Source organism: Halanaerobium saccharolyticum (assembly GCF_003259895.1).
GTDB classification, from domain to species: Bacteria; Bacillota; Halanaerobiia; order Halanaerobiales; family Halanaerobiaceae; genus Halanaerobium; species Halanaerobium saccharolyticum_A.
In genome coordinates, this window is record NZ_QLME01000006.1 from 1 (window position 1) to 19,446 (window position 19,446).

General features: G+C 35.2%; 14 protein-coding genes. All 14 read right to left on the reverse strand.

Features of this window, described 5'->3' with window-relative positions; translation table 11 throughout:
- Positions 1–282: 282 nt before the first annotated feature.
- Positions 283–1,290 carry a TRAP transporter substrate-binding protein gene (locus C7958_RS05635; RefSeq protein ID WP_243834270.1) on the reverse strand — a complete coding sequence of 336 codons (1,008 nt, stop codon included), beginning with the start codon at positions 1,288–1,290 and terminating at the stop codon, positions 283–285.
- Between the two features lie 162 nt (positions 1,291–1,452).
- The gene (locus tag C7958_RS05640) at positions 1,453–2,742 is read right to left on the reverse strand and encodes a lactate racemase domain-containing protein (RefSeq protein WP_111571695.1); all 1,290 of its coding nucleotides are present in this window, start codon (positions 2,740–2,742) and stop codon (positions 1,453–1,455) included.
- 54 nt (positions 2,743–2,796) lie between these two features.
- Entirely contained in the window at positions 2,797–3,942 is a 1,146-nt protein-coding gene (dgoD, locus tag C7958_RS05645; protein ID WP_111571696.1) for a galactonate dehydratase, read from the reverse strand.
- 284 nt (positions 3,943–4,226) lie between these two features.
- Positions 4,227–4,853 (reverse strand): GntR family transcriptional regulator, encoded by a 627-nt coding sequence (locus C7958_RS05650; protein ID WP_166668476.1) that lies wholly within the window; start codon positions 4,851–4,853, stop codon positions 4,227–4,229.
- A gap of 221 nt (positions 4,854–5,074) precedes the next feature.
- Positions 5,075–6,007: a phosphoglycerate dehydrogenase gene (locus tag C7958_RS05655; RefSeq protein ID WP_111571698.1), complete on the reverse strand. Its 933-nt coding sequence runs from the start codon at positions 6,005–6,007 to the stop codon at positions 5,075–5,077.
- 39 nt (positions 6,008–6,046) lie between these two features.
- Complete coding sequence (locus tag C7958_RS05660; protein ID WP_111571699.1) at positions 6,047–7,339, reverse strand: TRAP transporter large permease; 1,293 nt, start codon at positions 7,337–7,339, stop codon at positions 6,047–6,049.
- On the reverse strand, positions 7,339–7,818 hold the full coding sequence (locus tag C7958_RS05665) for a TRAP transporter small permease (protein ID WP_208320733.1): 480 nt from the start codon (positions 7,816–7,818) through the stop codon (positions 7,339–7,341). The genes C7958_RS05660 and C7958_RS05665 overlap by 1 nt, the downstream gene beginning before the upstream one ends.
- A gap of 110 nt (positions 7,819–7,928) precedes the next feature.
- Positions 7,929–8,933: a TRAP transporter substrate-binding protein gene (locus C7958_RS05670; protein WP_111571700.1), complete on the reverse strand. Its 1,005-nt coding sequence runs from the start codon at positions 8,931–8,933 to the stop codon at positions 7,929–7,931.
- Positions 8,934–9,170: 237 nt separating this feature from the next.
- Complete coding sequence (locus tag C7958_RS05675) at positions 9,171–9,788, reverse strand: GntR family transcriptional regulator (RefSeq protein WP_166668477.1); 618 nt, start codon at positions 9,786–9,788, stop codon at positions 9,171–9,173.
- 82 nt (positions 9,789–9,870) lie between these two features.
- Positions 9,871–10,389 carry a GrpB family protein gene (locus C7958_RS05680; protein ID WP_166668711.1) on the reverse strand — a complete coding sequence of 173 codons (519 nt, stop codon included), beginning with the start codon at positions 10,387–10,389 and terminating at the stop codon, positions 9,871–9,873.
- A 33-nt stretch (positions 10,390–10,422) separates the two neighbouring features.
- Positions 10,423–12,273, reverse strand: a complete 1,851-nt coding sequence (gene uvrC / locus C7958_RS05685; RefSeq protein ID WP_111571703.1) for an excinuclease ABC subunit UvrC — start codon at positions 12,271–12,273, stop codon at positions 10,423–10,425.
- Between the two features lie 80 nt (positions 12,274–12,353).
- Positions 12,354–15,773: a PAS domain S-box protein gene (locus C7958_RS05690; protein WP_432207103.1), complete on the reverse strand. Its 3,420-nt coding sequence runs from the start codon at positions 15,771–15,773 to the stop codon at positions 12,354–12,356.
- 86 nt (positions 15,774–15,859) lie between these two features.
- Positions 15,860–16,438, reverse strand: a complete 579-nt coding sequence (locus C7958_RS05695) for a transposase (protein WP_111571705.1) — start codon at positions 16,436–16,438, stop codon at positions 15,860–15,862.
- A 151-nt stretch (positions 16,439–16,589) separates the two neighbouring features.
- On the reverse strand, positions 16,590–19,400 hold the full coding sequence (gene uvrA / locus C7958_RS05700; RefSeq protein ID WP_111571706.1) for an excinuclease ABC subunit UvrA: 2,811 nt from the start codon (positions 19,398–19,400) through the stop codon (positions 16,590–16,592).
- Positions 19,401–19,446: the final 46 nt, after the last annotated feature.

Consider the following 19,446-nt stretch of genomic DNA (forward strand, 5'->3'; position numbering starts at 1 on the left):
GATTCTATTTTTTTATTCAAAAAAATTTGAACTAGATTTACTGTTTAAAGACTATCATAACTGGATTCGGTATTTTTACTTGCCGAATTCAAGTTAAAGTTAATAAAATAAGAATATATTTATAAATGCTAGCAAAAATTGAACTAAAACTTTTATCTTTCATAATCCACACCCCTTTAAAACTCTACTAAAATAAAATATTTACAAAATAGTTTTAATAAAATTAAAGGGGGAGTAAACTCCCCCCATAATTACAACATAAATTTTAATTTATTATGTTAATTACTGCTGAGCCTGAAATTCTTCTACCTGTGCCTGCACATCTTTGATTAATTCAGCCCCAATTTCGTCTTCAAACTGTTCGTAAACAGGCTGAACTGCTTCTTGGAATGCTGCTTTTTGTTCTGGAGTTAAGATTGTAACAGTCATAACTTCTTTTAAATCTTCTAAGTAAGCGGCATTCATTTCTCTATTGATTCTTCTATTGTGATGTTTAGCTTCTTGAGCTGCATCTCTAACTACCTGCTGTAAGTCTCCAGGTAACTTGTCATAGAACTTCTTTGACATCATAAGTACGAATGGAGAATAAACATGGCCTGTATCTGTTGTATATTCCTGAACTTCATAGAAGTTCTGAAGATAAATTGTACCCCATGGGTTTTCCTGACCATCAACAACACCCTGCTGCATAGCTGAGAATAATTCACCAAATGCCATAGGTGTAGGGTTAGCTCCCATTTCTCTCCAGGCTGCTAAGTGCATTGGGTTTTCCATAGTTCTGACTTTCAAACCTTCAACATCTTCTGGACTTTCAACAGCATTTCTACTATTTGTTAACTGACGGTATCCATTTTCCCAGAAAGCAAGACCAACCAGGCCTTCATCTTCTAACTGCTTAAGTAGATCCTGACCAACTGGTCCATCGAGAACATAGTCTGCTGCTTCATGAGTTGGGAATAAAAATGGTAAATCAAATACTTTAAATCCATTTACAAAGGGAGCGATTGGAGCTGTAGATGGACAGGTCATTTCCTGGACACCCATCTGTAAAGCTTCCATCATTTCTCTATCATCACCAAGCTGGCTGGAGTGATATAAGTTAACTTCGATCTGGCCGTCACTGTTTTCTTCAACTAATTCTTTAAAGAACTCTAAAGACTCATACTGAGCTGATTTGTCGTTAAGTCCAATACCAGCATTAATAGTATATTCAGCCGCCATTGATGATACAGAAAAGGTTAAGACTAATAAAAGAGCAAGTGATAAGTTGATAATTAATTTTTTATTCAAGATAATTTCCTCCTGTAAGGTTAATTTTAGTTTTTTTGAAATAACTAATAAAAGTCTTTAAAATATACACAACAAAAATTCTTAAACCTCGGTTTTTACTACCACCTCCAGCTCAATTTTTTTAAAAGGGCTTATAGGATTATAACCTTGCTCCTGATTTACTTATTTATCTTGATATACCCATAACCCTGTAGCAGGATTATCGATATAAAAGATCTCTTCTCCATTTACTGTGTTAAATCCATTTTTCAATTCATCTATTTTATATTCTGCAATAGTCTGCTGATAATCTAGATAATTAAAATTAACAGCTTCAACTTCTTGGCGGCTCAATTTTGGTGAAGCCAGCGAAATCTTAAATCTGCCTTCAGAAGAACCATGAATTAAATGAGCTGCTGCTGATAAATCTTTCTGTAAATCCTGATTTTGATGGAGATTTTTGAGTGTGTTTTCTGTACCCTGATAACCATATTTGCGAAGCAGCTGGTCAATATTCTGATCTTCTCCAAATTTATGAATACCAGGAGCAATAATAATTAACTCTCCTCCATCTGCAACAGCCATTCTGGTTCTGTAAATAGCCTTGCCACCAATCCAGGTGCTTCTAAATTTATCTTTTTTTAGAAAAACTACAACTTTTTTTAAAGGCTTTTTTACATATATAATATTTTCTTTTTGACTTAAAGCAACTGCTTTTTCGAAACTTTCTCTGCTGCTGCCTGTAAAAATACCTTTAATCTCTGTCAGTCCTGTTTTTTTATCACTGACCGGAGAATTAACTGTCATCAGATAGATTAGAGGCAGCTGATCTAAAAATTCCTGCTGACAGTAATCATAAAGTTCTCTCACAGGTGAATGATCTCTGCCCATTATTTTTTCCATACCTGCCAGAGCACCTAAAAAATGTGATTTATTAATAATCTGATTTCCTCCACAGCCAACAACTATATTTTTTGTATAATTGGCCATTCCCACAACTTCATGCGGTATTACCTGGCCTAAAGAAATTATCAGATCATATTTATCAGAAAATATATTTTTGTTGATTTCTAAAGGGAGTGCTTCAGTTAACTCACCTTCTGAAAACTCCTTCATTTTAGCTGCTGGAATTTCTCCAACTTTTATTGTTTCAGTTCTCCAGTTGTGTTCCAGGAATTTATCAACTGGAATAGTTCCAAAAACTGACTTCAGACATTCAGCATCCATCGGATCATGAGTTCCTGAAGCAGGTAAAATGTCTATATTTTTAATCTCTGCTTCTAATTTGAAATATAGCTTTTCAGTTATAACTCCCAGAGCAGATGACTTGCGTGTATAATCAGGTGGAATTAAAAGTAAATTTTCCGCACCACTTTCTATAATTTCTGCTGCAAGTTCTTTTAAGTAATTTTCAATTTCTGCATCAGTTAAATACTGATCTTGAGTTGTTATTTCGGATTTAATCTCTCTCATTTTTTTCGCTCCCTGTTATAAGTATAGCGAAACTACTGCTGGATAAATAATTTATTACCATTCGGCAATTGTTCCATCCTGATTACGCCAGACCGGGTTCTTCCAGTTATGTGATTCTTTAGCCTTTGAGCGCACAAAATCCTCATCAATTTCAATTCCAAGTCCAGGTGAATCTGGAATTTCAGCATATCCAGCTTTATATTTAAAGACTTCTTTATTAACTAAGTAATCTAAAAGATCATTACCCTGATTATAATGAATCCCCAGGCTCTGCTCCTGAATAAAAACATTAGGAGTTACTGCATCTATCTGCAGACTGGCTGCCAGATTGATTGGACCCAGCGGAGAATGTGGAGCAACTGCAGTATCATAGGCTTCTGCCATAGCTGCAATTTTCCTGACCTCCGAGATTCCACCTGCATGAGATAAATCAGGCTGAATAATATCTACTTTATTTAACTCAAAGACCTTTTTGTAATCCCAGCGGCTGAACAATCTTTCGCCAAGTGCAATTGGAATTCCAAAAGTGTCCATTGTTGCCAGGGCTTCAATGTTTTCAGAAAGTACAGGTTCTTCGATAAACATCAACCGGAAGGGTTCCAGTTCTTTAAATAAGATTCTGGCCATTCCCTTGTGAACTCGACCGTGAAAATCAACCGCTATTCCAAAATCTGGACCGAGCTGATCTCTAATTGCTGCAACTCTGGCCACTGCCTGATCAACTTTTTTATAACTATCTATGTAATGTAATTCTTCAGTTCCATTCATTTTAACTGCTGTAAAACCTGCATCATTTTTTTCCTTAGCTGCCTGAGCAACATTATCAGGTCGGTCTCCCCCAATCCAGGAATAAACTCTAACTTTATCCCTAACTTTACCTCCTAAGAGCTGATAAACAGGCTGATCTAAATATTTACCTTTGATATCCCAGAGCGCCTGATCAATACCGGCAATAGCACTCATCAAAACCGGGCCTCCCCTGTAAAAAGCCCCTCGATATAGAGTCTGCCAGATGTCTTCAATTTTTAAAGGATCTTTTCCAATCAAATAATCTTCCATCTCTTTAACTGCTGCTTTAACTGTTTCAGCTTTACCTTCCACAACTGGTTCTCCCCAGCCGGAAAGTCCCTGATCAGTTGATATTTTAAGAAAAAGCCAGCGTGGTGGCAGCTTAAATAATTCTAATTTAGTTATCTTCAAGCTTATCAGCTCCTACTAAAATGATACATCAAATTTTATACCTAAAATTATATTAACCAGAAATAAATCAGCTTATTAATAATTTTTACTGATATTGTATATCTTCTATTTGATATGTGATATATCAGATGAATTAAAAAAATATTATTTGTTTCCTTAGATAAAAATCCGTCCATTTATTATTGATAAATATTCTTAATTATATTTTAATTTTCTTTCTATTTTTAATATTACAACATTTGGCTGCAGATTGCAAATTTTATTTGCAATTTTTTAAATTCTTTTTAAGCTCTTTTTCTGATTTCAGCATCTTCTGCAATTTGGACTCTATCTAAATGACGATATAAAATTTCCGTTGCCTTTTCCTGTTCCCCATTTAATATACAATCAATTAAATCAATATGTTCCTGACGAGAAGTTTCAGAACGTTTATAATTTAAATAACTAAAAAGCATTGTATAATGATTAATCATTTTTAAATAACTATCAATTAGATAATCATTATCAGCTGCTAAAATAATTTCCTTGTGCAGTTTCAGATCATAACTGGTAAAATATTTTTTGTGCCCATTTTCAAATTTGTCTTTTAGATCAGCAATAACTTCCCTGTCAATATTATTAAAATAATTTTCCAGGCAGTAGAGTTCATGCATTTTTCGAACTTCTAAAATATCATTAACCTCTGCTTCCGAAAAATTTTTGACAAAAAATCCTACCCGTGGTTTGTTTTCTACCAGGTCCTCATTTGCCAGCCGCCGTAGAGCATCCCGAACCGGCATTAGAGAAATCCCATGTTCTTCTGCAATTTCTCGGGTGTTTAACTGTTCCCCCAGTTCAACATCTCTGCTCAATATTTTTTCTTTTAACATTGTATATACCTGATCTGTCAAACTTTTTTTATTTATAACCATCATAACACTTCCTAATTTTCTGTGATATATCAGATGCTCTATATTACATATTCAACACCAGAGCAAAAGTTCCTGCAAAAAATAGAATTAATTCTAAAATTAATTTTCCTTTTTACTCTCTATAAAGATTATATCACAAATAAATCTTAGGTGAAATAGATTTCCAAAGATTATCACAACCCGGGAAGCAATTTATAAAACCACTTCCCACCTGATAAAGTCTATCTTTTTAAATATTCTACTACATTTTTAGCTGCTAACACATCCATTTTAATGAATATTTCTTCGGTAAATGTTCCCACATGAGGGGTGAGAATAACATTCTCAGTATCTTTTAAGACAGAATTAGTTTTTGGTTCTTCATCAAATACATCCACTGCAGCATAAGAAATCAAACCTTCTTCTAAAGCTCTTTTTAAATCTTCATTATTTACAACCGGACCTCGAGCTGTATTAATTAAAATAGGTGATTTTGTCATTTTTGACATAGCCTCATAATCAATTAAGTTTTCGGTATGTTCATTTAAAGGTACATGTAGAGTTATTACATCTGCATTCTCAAATAACTGGTCAAGTTCCTGATACTCAATTCCCAGTTCCTCTTCCAGAGATTTTTTTCGATCTACATCATAATAAATTATTTCCATGTCAAAGGCCTGAGCTTTCCGAGTTATTTCCTCCCCTATATTTCCCATACCAATGATTCCTAATTTTTTACCATCTATACTATGAGCTAAAATTTTATTCCAGTTCCCCTGATGCATTGATTTATTTAAAGGCATAATCTGACGCGAAATATTTAAAATATAAGACATCACCAATTCTGCTACCGGTTTTTCCACTACTCCTAATGTTCTCGCCACTTTTATACCTTTTTCCTCTGCGTATTCGACAGCTACAGAATCCGTTCCCACACCCCGGCGGGCAATAATTTCTAAATTTGGAGACTGGTCAATCACGTTTTTTGAAATTTTCTCTAAATCACAAATAACCGCATTTGCATCTTTTGTTAAAGAAATAATTTCTTCTTCCTTATCTAAATATTTATCATAACGATTAGGTATTACTTCCAGTCCATTTTCTTCAAGAATGTTAAAAGCTTCATTAGAAAATTTACCAAAAAATTCTGAGGTGATTGCAACTTTTTTCGACATGATATTCCTCCTGACAAAATATTTAAATTAAATAGATAGTTAAAATAATAGATATGGATCAAATTTAAGTGGAATATAAAAAGCTATTTCTGGTAAAAAAGCAATAAATAACAGAACAGCAAAAACAACTCCGATGAACATAATTACAGCACTAAATGATTTCTCAATTGACATATTTCCGATTTTGGCCGCGATCATTAAGCAGAGCCCATATGGAGGTGTCACCAGACCAATAGCCAGAGTAATAATTGTCACCATTCCTAATAATACAGGACTAATACCCAGTCTCATAGAAACCGGTAAGATCACTGGAATAAAAAGTATCATGGCTGGTATAGCATCCATAAAAGTTCCAATAAAAAGGAAGAATGCTATCACAATAATCATAAATAAGCCTGCGGAGTCAATATATGTAGTGAAAAACTGTTCTACAGTTGTAGATACCTGATAATACCCTAATAATTCTCCTAAAGCACTGGCAGCAGAAAGAGCAAACAAAGATAAAGAACTTAAAGTTAGCGTGTCAACTAAAATATCTGGTATATCTTTAAACTTAATTGTTTTATAATAAAACATCCCTATAACAAAGGTGTAAAGAGAGGCAATAGCAGCTGCTTCAGTAGCAGTATACCAGCCGGTAATTACACCTCCAATGATAATTATTGGAGTCATTAGGGCGGGAAAGGCTTCCAGACCAAGCTTTAAAATTTTCTTTAAACTTGATTTCTCATATAATGGATAATTTCTTTTTCTAGCTAAAATTGAAATTACAATCATCATTCCCAGACCTGCAAGAATTCCTGGCACCATTCCAGCTAAAAATAAAGAACTAATAGATGTATTGGTCAGCCCCGCATAAATAATCATCGGTATACTTGGGGGGATTATTACTCCAATAGTAGATGATGCAGCCGTAACTCCAACAGCCGTCTCTTTATCATAACCTGTATCTATCATATTTGGAATTAAAACTTTTCCAATACCAGCAGTATCTGCCTGTGAAGCCCCAGAAATACCTGCGAAAATCATTGAAACTAAAACATTGGCATGGGCAAGCCCACCTTTAACAGGTCCTACAATAGCAATAGAGAAATCAATAAGTTTTTTAGAAATTTTGCCGCTGTTCATCAAATTTGCAGCTAAGATAAATAAAGGAACTGCCAGCAGGACAAAAGAATTAAGCCCATTAAACATTTTCATTACAACTGTAACTATGGGAATATGAGGAGCAGCAGTTATACCTGCAAAAGCTATAATTGCTATTACAAAAGCTATCGGGACTCCAATAATCATTAAAACCAAAAATAAGGAAACTAAAAATATCCCTAACATTATTCACCCCTCCTCAATTCTTTATAATTATCAACTAAATGATCTAAACCATAAACAAACATACTTAACCCCATAATTGGAATTGAAATGAACATATATCCCATTTTAAAATTTGTTAGGGAATACCAATTGTAATTCCAAAAATTTGCAGTTGCTATAATACCATAATATAAAATTGCAAGACTAAAAATTAATAAAATAGAATCAATAGAAATTTCTAAAAATCTTTTGGATTTCCCCTCCAGCTTCTCATAAAGCAGACTAAATCTAAAATGACCTCTTCTGTGAATCATAACTGAAGCCCCCATAAAAACTGCCCAGATAAAAGAGTAAGTGGCAACTTCCTCAGTCCAAATTAAAGAGACTCCTATATATCTAACAAACATCTGGAGCACAATCACAAAAAAGAATAAGGAAAGGAAAAAAACCCCCATTTTTAACTGAATTTTTTCAAGGTGATCAGCAATTTTTTTAACCAACTTTTACCCTCCTTCTAGCTAAATCCTATTAATAATTTTACTAAATTCTAACAGGCAGATTATTATAACCTGCCTGTTAGAATTAGATTATTTAAATAAAATATTTCTACTTATTTTAATTCTCTAACCTTTTCTAATAAATCTTCTACACCATATTCTTCTGCATATTCATCCTGAATAGGCACTGCTGCTTCAATAAATGGTTCACGGTCAATTTGATTTACTTCTCCACCTTCATCTATAAGTACCTGCTTATATTCTTCTTCCTGGCTAATGACTTCTTCTCTTTCAGCTTCTATACTAATTCTGGCAGCTTCCATAATAATATTCTGCTGTTCTTCAGTAAAGCTGTCAAACTTTTCACCATTAGTTAACATAAATCTAGTGGTATAATCATGGCCAGTTTCTGTTGTAAATTTACCATTTCTAGTTTTGTGATGGCTTTCCTGAACAAAGAATGGATAAGCATTTTCAGCTGCATCTACAACGCCCTGCTGTAGGCCCTGATATAATTCTCCCCAGGCAACAGATGTTGGAACTGCACCGATACCGCTCCAGTAATCAGCAACTACCCCAGAAGTCTGAGTTCTGATTTTTACACCTTCAATGTCAGAAATATCATTAAGAGGCTTTTTACCATAATAATGTCTGACACCTGCACCCCAGTAACCTAACATTTTGAAGTCATTATTTGATTTTTCATTAACGATTTCAGCCATTCTGTCTCCTACTTCTCCATCAACTACTCTTTCCCAGTGATCATAATTTTCGAACAAATATGGGAAGGCAAATAATTGAATTTCCTGAACTCCGGTTTTGCTCATAAAACCTGGAGAAGCAATAACAACATCAACAGCATCCAGTTTGAGTTTTTCAACTAATTCAGACTCACTTGTACCTAAAGTACCTGCATGAACCTGAACAGTCATTGCGCCATCTGAAAGATCTTCTACTGCATCTTTAAACGCAAGCATCCCAACCTGATAAGGACTTTCTTTAGAAGTTTGATTATGAGCAGCAACTAATTCTAATTCTTCAACCGCTAAAACATTCATTGAAAGAGTTGATAATAAAAATACCATTACTAGCATAATTAATAGTTTGTTTTTTAACATATTTTCTACCCCCTGTTTTTTTGAAAACCTTGAATTGATTAATATATTCGTAAACTTTTTGAAAATTTACCACCTCCAAGATTTATATAAATATAAGGGCTTGTAATTTTATATGCTTATCCCAATTAAAATCAGTTAAATAGATATTTGATATCTAATATATCACAAAAAATCAAATAAATAATTTTCTGTCTATTTTCAATATTATAATACATATTCAGAAAATGCAAATTGTATTTATTTAATTTTGCTTTCACTTTTAATATGAACACTATCCAAATGGCTGTATAAAATTTTATAGGCTTTTTCTTTTTCTTCATCTAAAATAGCATCAATCAAACCTACATGTTCCTGCCTTGATAATTCTGATCGTTTATTCTTCAGATAACTAAACAGCATGGTAAAGTGGTTTACTAATTTTAAATGGCTCTCAATTAAATAATCATTTTGCGAAGCAAAAACAATCGCCTTGTGTAGTCTATCATCATGAACCGTAAAATAACCAGGTTCAACATTTTCAAATTTATTTCTTAGTTTTGAAATCTGTTCTTTATCAATTTGGGAAAAATAATTTTCGAGACAATAAAGTTCGTGCATTTTTCTTACTTCAAGAATCTCATTTATCTCAGCTTCTGAAAAATTTTTGACAAAAAATCCAACCCGTGGTTTATTTTCTACCAGATCTTCATTTGCCAGCCGCCGCAGAGCGTCCCGAACGGGCATCAGACTAATACCCTGTTCTTCTGCAATCTCTCTGGTATTTATCTGTTCGCCCAATTCTATCTCTCTATTTAAAATTTCTTTTTTTATCATAGTATATACCTGATCTGTCAGACTTTTTTTATTTATAACCATCATAACACTTCCTAATTTTCTGTGATATATCAGATGCTCTATATTACATATTCAACACCAGAGTAAAAGTTCCTGCAAAAAATTAATTATTTTTAAGTTTAAGTATTTTTTCAACAAATTCTGATTTATATAATCTGTATAAATTCCGATTATTCCTATATTTTTGGGCTAAAGTTCTTTTGAGTTCTGCATACTCTAAAGCAGTTTCTGAATTATCTTGCAAATAGTTTCTAAAAAAAATGTTATCCTCCCAGTATCTATTTTCATATTCTACTAAATGTAGATGAAAAAGCGTCTCATTGTTTTTTTCTTTAACTAAAAATGTTCTTCCTTTTCTACCACATTCTCCAAAATTTAAATAATTAAGATCTCCTAAGTTTTGAATATATATATTGACCTGTGAATAATCATCTAGCGCAAGCATAATATCAATTATTGGTTTAGCAGGTATTGATTTAATTGCAGTACTTCCAATATGCTCTATTTTACAAAAATAATTATTTATCTGATTCTTGATCCTGTCTTTTTCATTTTCAAAAATAGTTTTCCATTCTTTATTATGAGATTTTAATTTAACCTGTTCATATTTTAATCCTAACATTTTTGTCATTCCTTGCTTTTTTAAAATCTATAATTAATATGCCCTCATATTCTCTCTTAAATAATCATAAATCTTGCGGGCTGTTTTACCGCTAACTCCATCAACCTCTTTTAGCTGCCAGATTTTAGCCTCTCTAATCTTGGCTAATGAGCCAAAGTGCTGCAGCAGAGCGTTTCTTCGGGTTTCACCAACTCCGGGAATTTCATCTAACATTGAATGAGTCAACCGCCGCGACCTCAGCTTGCGGTGGTAGCTAACTGCAAAGCGATGAGCTTCATCTCTAACTCGCTGCAGCAGCTGCAGGGTTGGAGTATGATGAGGGAGAGCTATCGGCTCACTTTCTCCCGGGCGGAAAATTTCTTCTTCTTTTTTGGCCAGCCCAATAATTGGCAAATCTTCTATTCCTAAAAGCTCTAAGATCTCATAGGCTGCACTAAGCTGACCTTTCCCACCATCAATCAAAATTAAATCTGGCAGTTCTCTATCTTCACGCAGCAGACGAGCATAACGGCGCTCAACTACTTCTTTCATACTGGAAAAATCATCCGGTCCCTCTACAGTTTTAATCTTAAAGCGGCGGTAATCCTGTTTGGAAGGCCGTCCATTTTTGAAAACCACCATTGAAGCAACAGTATCCGTTCCCTGAATATTAGAAATGTCAAATCCTTCAATATGATAAGGGTCATTTTCCATTTCCAGAATTTCTCCCAGCTTTTCTACAGCACCAGAAGTTCGCTGTTCTTCATATTTGCTGCGGATATCTTCTTTTTTGAGGTTTTGCTCTGCATTACGCTCAGCCATCTCCAGCATTTTCTTTTTATCTCCCTTTTGTGGATACTGGATACTGACCTTTTTTCCTTTCATATTAGCCAGTCTTTCGGAAAGCAGTTCCTGATAATTAATTTCTGTATTTAATAACAGTTCATCTGGAATTCCAGCTGCCTGCTCATAATACTGCTGTAAGAATGAGGCCATTGTTTTTGCTGCACTTTCTGCTTCTGTTCCCTGAAGAATAAAATATTCCTGTCCGATCAGGCGACCATTTCTTACCAGCAGCAGCTGAGCACAGGCTGTATCTTCCTCTCCCTGGACTAAAGCGACAACATCCTGATCAATGTTTTTATCTGTCATTACCTTCTGGCTTTCACTCAATTTTTCAAATGCCTCTAAAGCATCACGAAAACGAGCAGCTTTTTCAAAATTTCTTTCTGCTGCTGCTTCTTTCATTTTCTCTTCTACCTGTTTTTTTAATTCTACCTGACGTCCAGAAAGAAATAAACAGACCTGGTCAATTAGTTCATGATAATCCTCTTTGCTGACTGCTCCTATACAGGGGCCCAGGCATTTATCAATATGATAATTCAGGCAGGGGCGATCCTCAGGATCATCTGCCTTCAATTCTTTTTTGCAGCTTCTAAGTTTAAAAATATCCTTAATTACATCAAGAGTTTTATAAATAGCATCAACATCAGCAAAAGGACCAAAATATTTTGCTCCGTCATTTTTTACAATCCTGGTCTTGAAAACTCTTGGAAAATCAACATTTTTTGTAACTTTAATATAGGGATAAGATTTATCATCTTTGAGTCGAATATTAAACTTTGGCTGGTGCTTTTTTATCAGATTAGCCTCTAAAATATAGGCCTCTACTTCCGTATCGGTCATTATATAATCAAAATCATCAATATATTTTACCAGCATTCTGGTTTTATATGTCTGATCATTTTTACGAAAATATGATCTTACCCGGCTGCGGAGAGATTTTGCCTTGCCAACATAAATAATCATTCCAGTTTCATCTTTCATCAGATAAACTCCAGGCTGGCGGGGCAACTCCTTCAGCTGAGCTTCAATGTGTTCTTTTCTATTTTCATTGTCTGTCATTTTCTATCACCTTTTGTTTGTGATTTATTTCTTCTGTACCAGGTACAAAAAGGCCTTTTTGTACCTGGTACCAATAATTTTTATAAGCTTTCAATAAATTTATCCACTAACTCCGGATCAAACTGACCACCAGCACAACTCTTGAGTTCTGCTTCTGCTTCTTTTTCAGTCATTGCCCTTTTATAAGGACGACCGCTGATCATTACATCATAAGAATCAATAATGGTCAACATCCTGGAGAGTAATGGTATCTCTTCTCCGGTCAAGTTTTCTGGATAACCGGAGCCATCCCAGCGCTCATGGTGATGTAAGATCTCATGTGAGATATGCGCAAAATCTTCGAGATTAGAAGTGATTCTAAAGCCAGTTTCGGTATGTTTTTTTATTATTTCCCATTCTTCTTCATTTAATTTACCTGGTTTATTTAAAATTTCCTCAGAAACTGCAATTTTACCGATATCATGCATCTGGGTCAGAAGATAGAGCCTATCCTGTTCGGAATTCGATAGACCAACTTTTTCTCCAAATCTTTTTGCCATTTTACTCATCCTCTGCACATGTTCTTCAGTTTCTGAACTTTTCTCTTTTAAAGAAGTTAAAAATGCTGAGAGCACACTGCTGCGGGCACTTTTTCGACTGGCAATTTTATTTTTATACATTCTATCCTCTGCCTTACTTAAGACAGACATTAAATCCTGATCTGTATCTGTTTTGGAAGCTGTTCCCAGTGAAATCGAAACTGCGAGCTCTCCCTCTTCCTGCTCTATCTGCTGATTAATTCTTTTAATAATTACTTCACTTTCCTTTACAGTAGTTTGAGGAAGCAGTACCACAAATTCATCTCCACCCCATCGGGCAATTATATCTTCATCCCGGCAGGAATTATTGATCATCTCAGCTGCACTTTTAATCAGCTGATCTCCGACCTGATGTCCGTAGGTATCATTGATCAGTTTTAAATTATTTAGATCTCCCATAATTATACTGATTGGCTGCTGGCGAGTAGTGTCCACCCTTTTTATTTCTTCTTCCAGAAAAGCTCGATTATATAATCCAGTCAGTTTATCATGAAATCCAAGATATTTAATTTTTTCTTCACTTTCTTTACGTTCTGTAATATCCCAACTAAATCCTTCAATCACAAAGCTTCCATCCTGCTTTTCTTTGCTGACCCGGGCATTCATCTCCAGCCACAAAATATTTTTGTTTTTATCATAGGCCTGATAAACAAAATTATTGATCATTCCTTCTTCTTTTATCTGACTGATAAATTGTTGGCGCCGTTCTGGATTGACATATAACTCCTGACCAAGATTATTATAATGCATTATAGTTTCCTCAATTGAATCAAACCCCAAAATTTTAGCAAGATGGGGGTTAATCATCTGAACTCTACCATTCGAAGTAGTCTTAAAAATTCCAACCGGAGAATTCTCAAATAGCTGTCTGTATCTCTTTTCACTTATTTTTAATTTTCTTTCCGACTCCTGCCGTCTCTGCTCATTTATAATCTTTTCAACTCCCAGTGAAATATCACCGGTCAGTTCCTTTAATAATTCAATTTCCATTTGATCAAAATGATTTTCTTCAGCGGTGCAGAAAGAAAAAACACCCCAGGGTTTACCAAATGCTCTGAGAAGAAAAAAGGCTCTTGAGCCACAATGATTTTCCGGCAGAATGTCCAGTTCATTTAAATTTTGACAGCTGTTGATAACTAAACTGTCTTTTTCCTGATCAATTAATTCTTCTTTGAATTTCAAAACTTGATTTTCCAGCTTTAAATCGTGGCTGTCCCCTTTTTTGATATAGCTGCAGTCATTTTCGATAGTTGTCAGTATTTTAATTTTTTCATTACTCGAATTAATTTTTCCAATCCAGATATTTTGATATTTTCCATACTCAGAGGTTATCTGTGCTGCCTCTTCTAAAAGTTTACTGATCGATTTTTCTCTAACAATCAGCTGGTTAACCATACTTAAAGTCCTATAAATTTTATTTAATTTTTTTAACTCAGCTTCTGCTTTTTTGCGTCGGGTAATATCTACAGCAGTGCTAATCACCAAATTGCGACCATCTTCCCCTATTCCCAGTGGGGCTGTGCTAAATTCCCAAATTCTTTTTTTCCCATTTTTAGTTGTGATTTCAAACTCACCAGCTTTGCCTTTCTGACGAGTAAAAGACTCTTTAATATTTTTTTCAACTTCCTCATTCTCTCCCCTATAAGCCTTTTTTATCCAGCTTTTTATATCAGGTATTTCTTCCTTTTTATAACCACTGATATTTTCCCAGGTATCATTTACAGTTATAACCTCACCATCCTCAGCGTGAACCATAATCGGAAATGGCGACTCATTGATAGCGGTAGAGAACATTTTTCCTCTCTGTTTAATCTTTTCTCTCATTTTATAATTTTTACTAACATCTCTAAAAACCATCACAGTTCCGTGAACATTTCCCTCGTCAGTTTTAATGGGAGCAGCACTGTCTGCAATATGATATTCACTGCCATCTCTGGCTATCAATTTTGTATGATTGGCCAGACCTACAATTTTACCATGTTTTAAGACTTTTTCAACCGGATTTTTCACTTCAAACCCAGTCTTTGAGTTAACAATATTAAAGATTTCTCTGATATCTCTATTTTTTGCCTCATCTATAGTCCAGCCGGTCAAATCTTCAGCTATACTGTTCAATCTTTTAACCCGACCTTTTTTGTCTGTTACAATTAGACCATCACCAATAGAATTAAGTGTTATAGAAAGAAAGCGGCGCTGTTCTTTTATTTCTTTTTCCTGTTCTAAATTTTTTAAAATATTGGTGATTTTAGCTGTAATTGAATTAAGTAAATCAAATTCTTCTTTTAAAAATACTGTTCCCTGGTACTGCACTGGGTGTTGTTCCAAATAAACAACCTCAATTTTTCCTATCTCTTTATTATTAATTTTCAGGGGGAGCTGCTGGCTCCATTCTGTTTCTCTAAAATCAGAAGTCTGATATTTATTTCCCTGATAGATAATTCTGGCCTCACAGTCTTCCGGAAACTGGTAAGATGGTGGAATTCCCTGAACAACTTCATTTAATAATTGATCAAGATCAGTCTTTAAATTTTCAGCTGCCTCGGAAATTCTATAAAGCCCTGTCAGCTCTTTAACTCGTTCGCCGAGTTCAAAATTTAATTTTTTAATACTGGAGGTGCTTTTATAAATATAAAATACTGCGATAATAACTACAGATACTTCAATTAAATACTGGTAAAGACCTATATTAAGCTTATATAAATCCTGAAGGGCAAGTACAGAAATCGCAAAAATAGTTGAATAAACTGCACCTCTTTTTGCAAAATTCAAGCTGCAGTAGATTACGAATAAAATAACAAGTGGTTCTATGACTTCCAGACTGGCCAGTAAGGCAATCAAAATTATGGCTGCAGCCATAATAAATGCAGCAGTTTTTGATTGAAATATTTCTTTGATCCTATTAGATATCTCCAATTTATGCACCTCCATTTAAAATTATATTTTAATTATATCACTTATAGGTACCAGGTACAAAAAGGCCTTTTTGTACCTGGTACAAGTAAAATTAATCACAAGTCTATTTCAAGTTTTATTTCTTTATCTAACTCCTTATTAATTTCATTTGATTCAACAAATTTCTTATATAAATTACAATTATTTTCAAAGAAGTTTAAAATATGATCAGTTTCTACCAACTCACTATCTTTCTGTTCTAAATAAATCGGATAACTACTCCTATTATATTCATCTGCATTTTCAACAATGGAGGCTTCAACTGGATTTAAATGAATATATCTACTGACACCAATATTATAAAAATCATCTTCAATAACCTTTGAATGATATCGCCCCTGGAACACATGCCCCTTTAAATCATATTTATAATTAAAATATCTTGCATAGAATAGATTAATCCGATGCATAATTTCCCAGATTGGATCTTTCTCAGTTTTAATTTGTAAGTGAATATGGTTTGTCATCAAACAATAAGTCAGTAATGAATAATTACATTCCTCTTTTATTTTCTTTAGTATTTCTAAATAAAAAGTATAGTCCCGATTATCTCTAAATAGGTGACCCTGTCGATTACCCCTACTGACAATATGATAAATAGCTCCTGGATACCAGACACGATTTTTTCTTGGCATATTGATATCTCCTTCCATTTATTGGATTTAAAGTAATATTATTATACCATTTTTATCCATATAATGGAAGGGCTAATTTAAACTTGTGAATTTATTCTTCTGTACCAGGTACAAATGGGCCCATTTGTACCTGGTACCTAACGTTTTAACTTTATAACACTTCTTTTAAAAACTTACCTGTATATGAATTTTCATTTTGAGCAACTTCTTCCGGGGTACCGGTGGCTACAATTTCTCCACCTTTCTCTCCTCCTTCTGGTCCTAAATCAATTAGATAATCTGCTGATTTAATTACATCCAGATTGTGCTCAATCACAATTACTGTATTACCATCTTCGCGCAGACGGTGCAGAACTTCCAGCAGTTTTTTGATATCGGCAAAATGGAGTCCAGTTGTCGGCTCATCGAGTAAATAGAGGGTTTCTCCCGTACTTCTTTTTCCAAGTTCTTTGGAAATTTTAATTCGCTGTGCTTCACCACCGGAAAAGGTAGTAGCCGGCTGACCAAGTCTAATATAGCCGAGACCAACATCATAAAGTGTCTGCAGCCGGCGGCGAATTGGTTCGATATTTTCAAAAAACTCAACCGCCTCTTCCACTGTCATATCCAGCACATCAGCTATTGTTTTACCTTTATATTTAATTTCTAAGGTTTCGCGGTTATATCTTTTACCATTACAGACATCACAGGGGACATAAACATCAGGTAAAAAGTGCATCTCTATTTCTTCAATTCCCTGACCCTTACAGGCTTCACAGCGGCCTCCTTTAACATTGAAGCTGAAGCGTCCAATTTCATATCCGCGCTGTTTGGCCTCCGGAGTACTGGCAAAAACATCTCTGATATAATTAAAAACCTTTGTATAAGTTACAGCATTAGAGCGAGGAGTTCTGCCAATTGGTGACTGATCAATATTGATTACTTTATCAATCTGATCCATCCCTTCAACCTCATCGTGTTCTCCCGGGTGCAGAGTCGAATCATGAAGCTCCCGCATCATTTTTCTCTTGAGAGTATTATTAATTAGAGTACTTTTCCCCGAACCAGAAACTCCGGTCACACAGGTAAAGGTTCCCAGTGGAAAATCGACATCTATACTTTTTAGATTATGCTGTCTGGCACCTTTGATACTGAGCCACTTTTCTCCAGCCGGATACCTGTCTTCAGGTACGTGAATCTTCTTTTTACCAGATAAATACTGACCGGTAAGTGAACGCTCTTCCTCTATAATATCAGCCAGAGATCCCTCAGCGACAATTTCTCCACCGTGTTTTCCAGCACCTGGTCCCATATCAATAATATAATCAGCAGATCTAATTGTATCTTCATCATGTTCAACCACGATTACAGTATTTCCTAAATCCCTGATATGCTCTAAGGTGCTGATCAGGCGGTTGTTATCTCTCTGATGCAGGCCAATACTTGGTTCATCAAGGATATATAATACCCCCATTAAACCTGACCCAATTTGAGTTGCTAGTCTAATCCGCTGGGCCTCACCACCTGAAAGTGTTCCTGCAGAACGGTCTAGACTTAAATAATCGAGTCCAACATCCAGCAAAAAACGCAGTCTTTCTCTTACTTCTTTCAAAATTTCCTTACCAATCTTGGCCCGGCGGTCATCCAGTTCTACCCCTTCTATAAATTCGTGGGCTTCTTTAATTGTAAAGGAACTGAATTTTGCTATAGAAATTCCACCAACTGTTACTGCCAGCACTTCTGGTTTGAGACGCTGACCATGGCAGACATGACAGGGAATCTCATTCATATATCTTTCCATCCTTTTATGGGTTCCCGGACTATCAGATTTATCCATTCTTTCTTTTAGATAACCCGTTATCCCCTTAAATCTGGTTGTGTGATCTCTTGTTTTACCATAGCGGTTAGTATAGGGAAAGGTGATTTTCTTGTTATCACCATAGAGTAATTTTTCTAAAATCTGATCATCAAGATTCTCGATTTTTGTCTCCAGGCTGAAATCATACTCATCAGCCATTGCCTCTAAAAGAGCAGGATAATAACGGCTGGATGAACTGGCCCAAGGTATAATTCCTCCATCAGCTATCGATTTTTCTTTATCCAGTATTAAATCAGGATCAAATTCTTTTTTTACTCCCAGACCATCGCAGTTTTCACAGGCTCCATAAGGAGAGTTAAAGGAAAACATCCGAGGTGACATTTCTTCCAGGCTAATATTATGCTCAGGACAGGCAAATTTTTCACTGTAAGTTGTTGTTTCACCATCTATCTCATCAATCATTACCAGGCCTTCAGCATAGTCAAGGGCTGTTTCTACAGAATCAGCCAGACGCTCTCTAATCCCATCTTTAACTACCAGACGATCAACAATAATTTCTATATCATGCTTAAAATTTTTATCCAGCTTTTCCGCTTCTTCTAAAAGAATTGTCTCACCATCGACCCGGGCTCTGACAAAGCCATCTCTCTGAGCCTGCAGAAAAGTACGCTCATGCTCACCTTTACGTCCGCGCACAATCGGTGCCAGAACCTGGATTTTAGTCCTCTCCGGCAGTTCCAGTACCTGATCAACAATCTCATCCACGGTCTGAGATTTAATTTCCTTACCACAGATAGGGCAGTGCGGAATCCCTACTCTGGCGTAGAGCAGACGCAGATAATCATGAATTTCGGTTACCGTACCCACAGTTGAGCGCGGATTACGGCTGGTTGTTTTTTGATCAATTGAAATTGCAGGAGAAAGACCTTCTATATATTCCACCTTTGGTTTTTCCATCTGGCCCAGGAACTGTCGGGCATAGGCAGAAAGTGATTCTACATACCGGCGCTGTCCTTCTGCATAGATGGTATCAAATGCCAGTGAAGACTTACCAGAACCACTTAAACCTGTAATCACAATCAATTTATCTCGCGGTATATCGATATCTACTTTTTTAAGGTTGTGCTCTTCAGCACCTTTTACTATTAAACGTTCTAATCCCATTTTAAAATTACACCTCTTTATTAATAGGTACCAGGTACAAGAAATC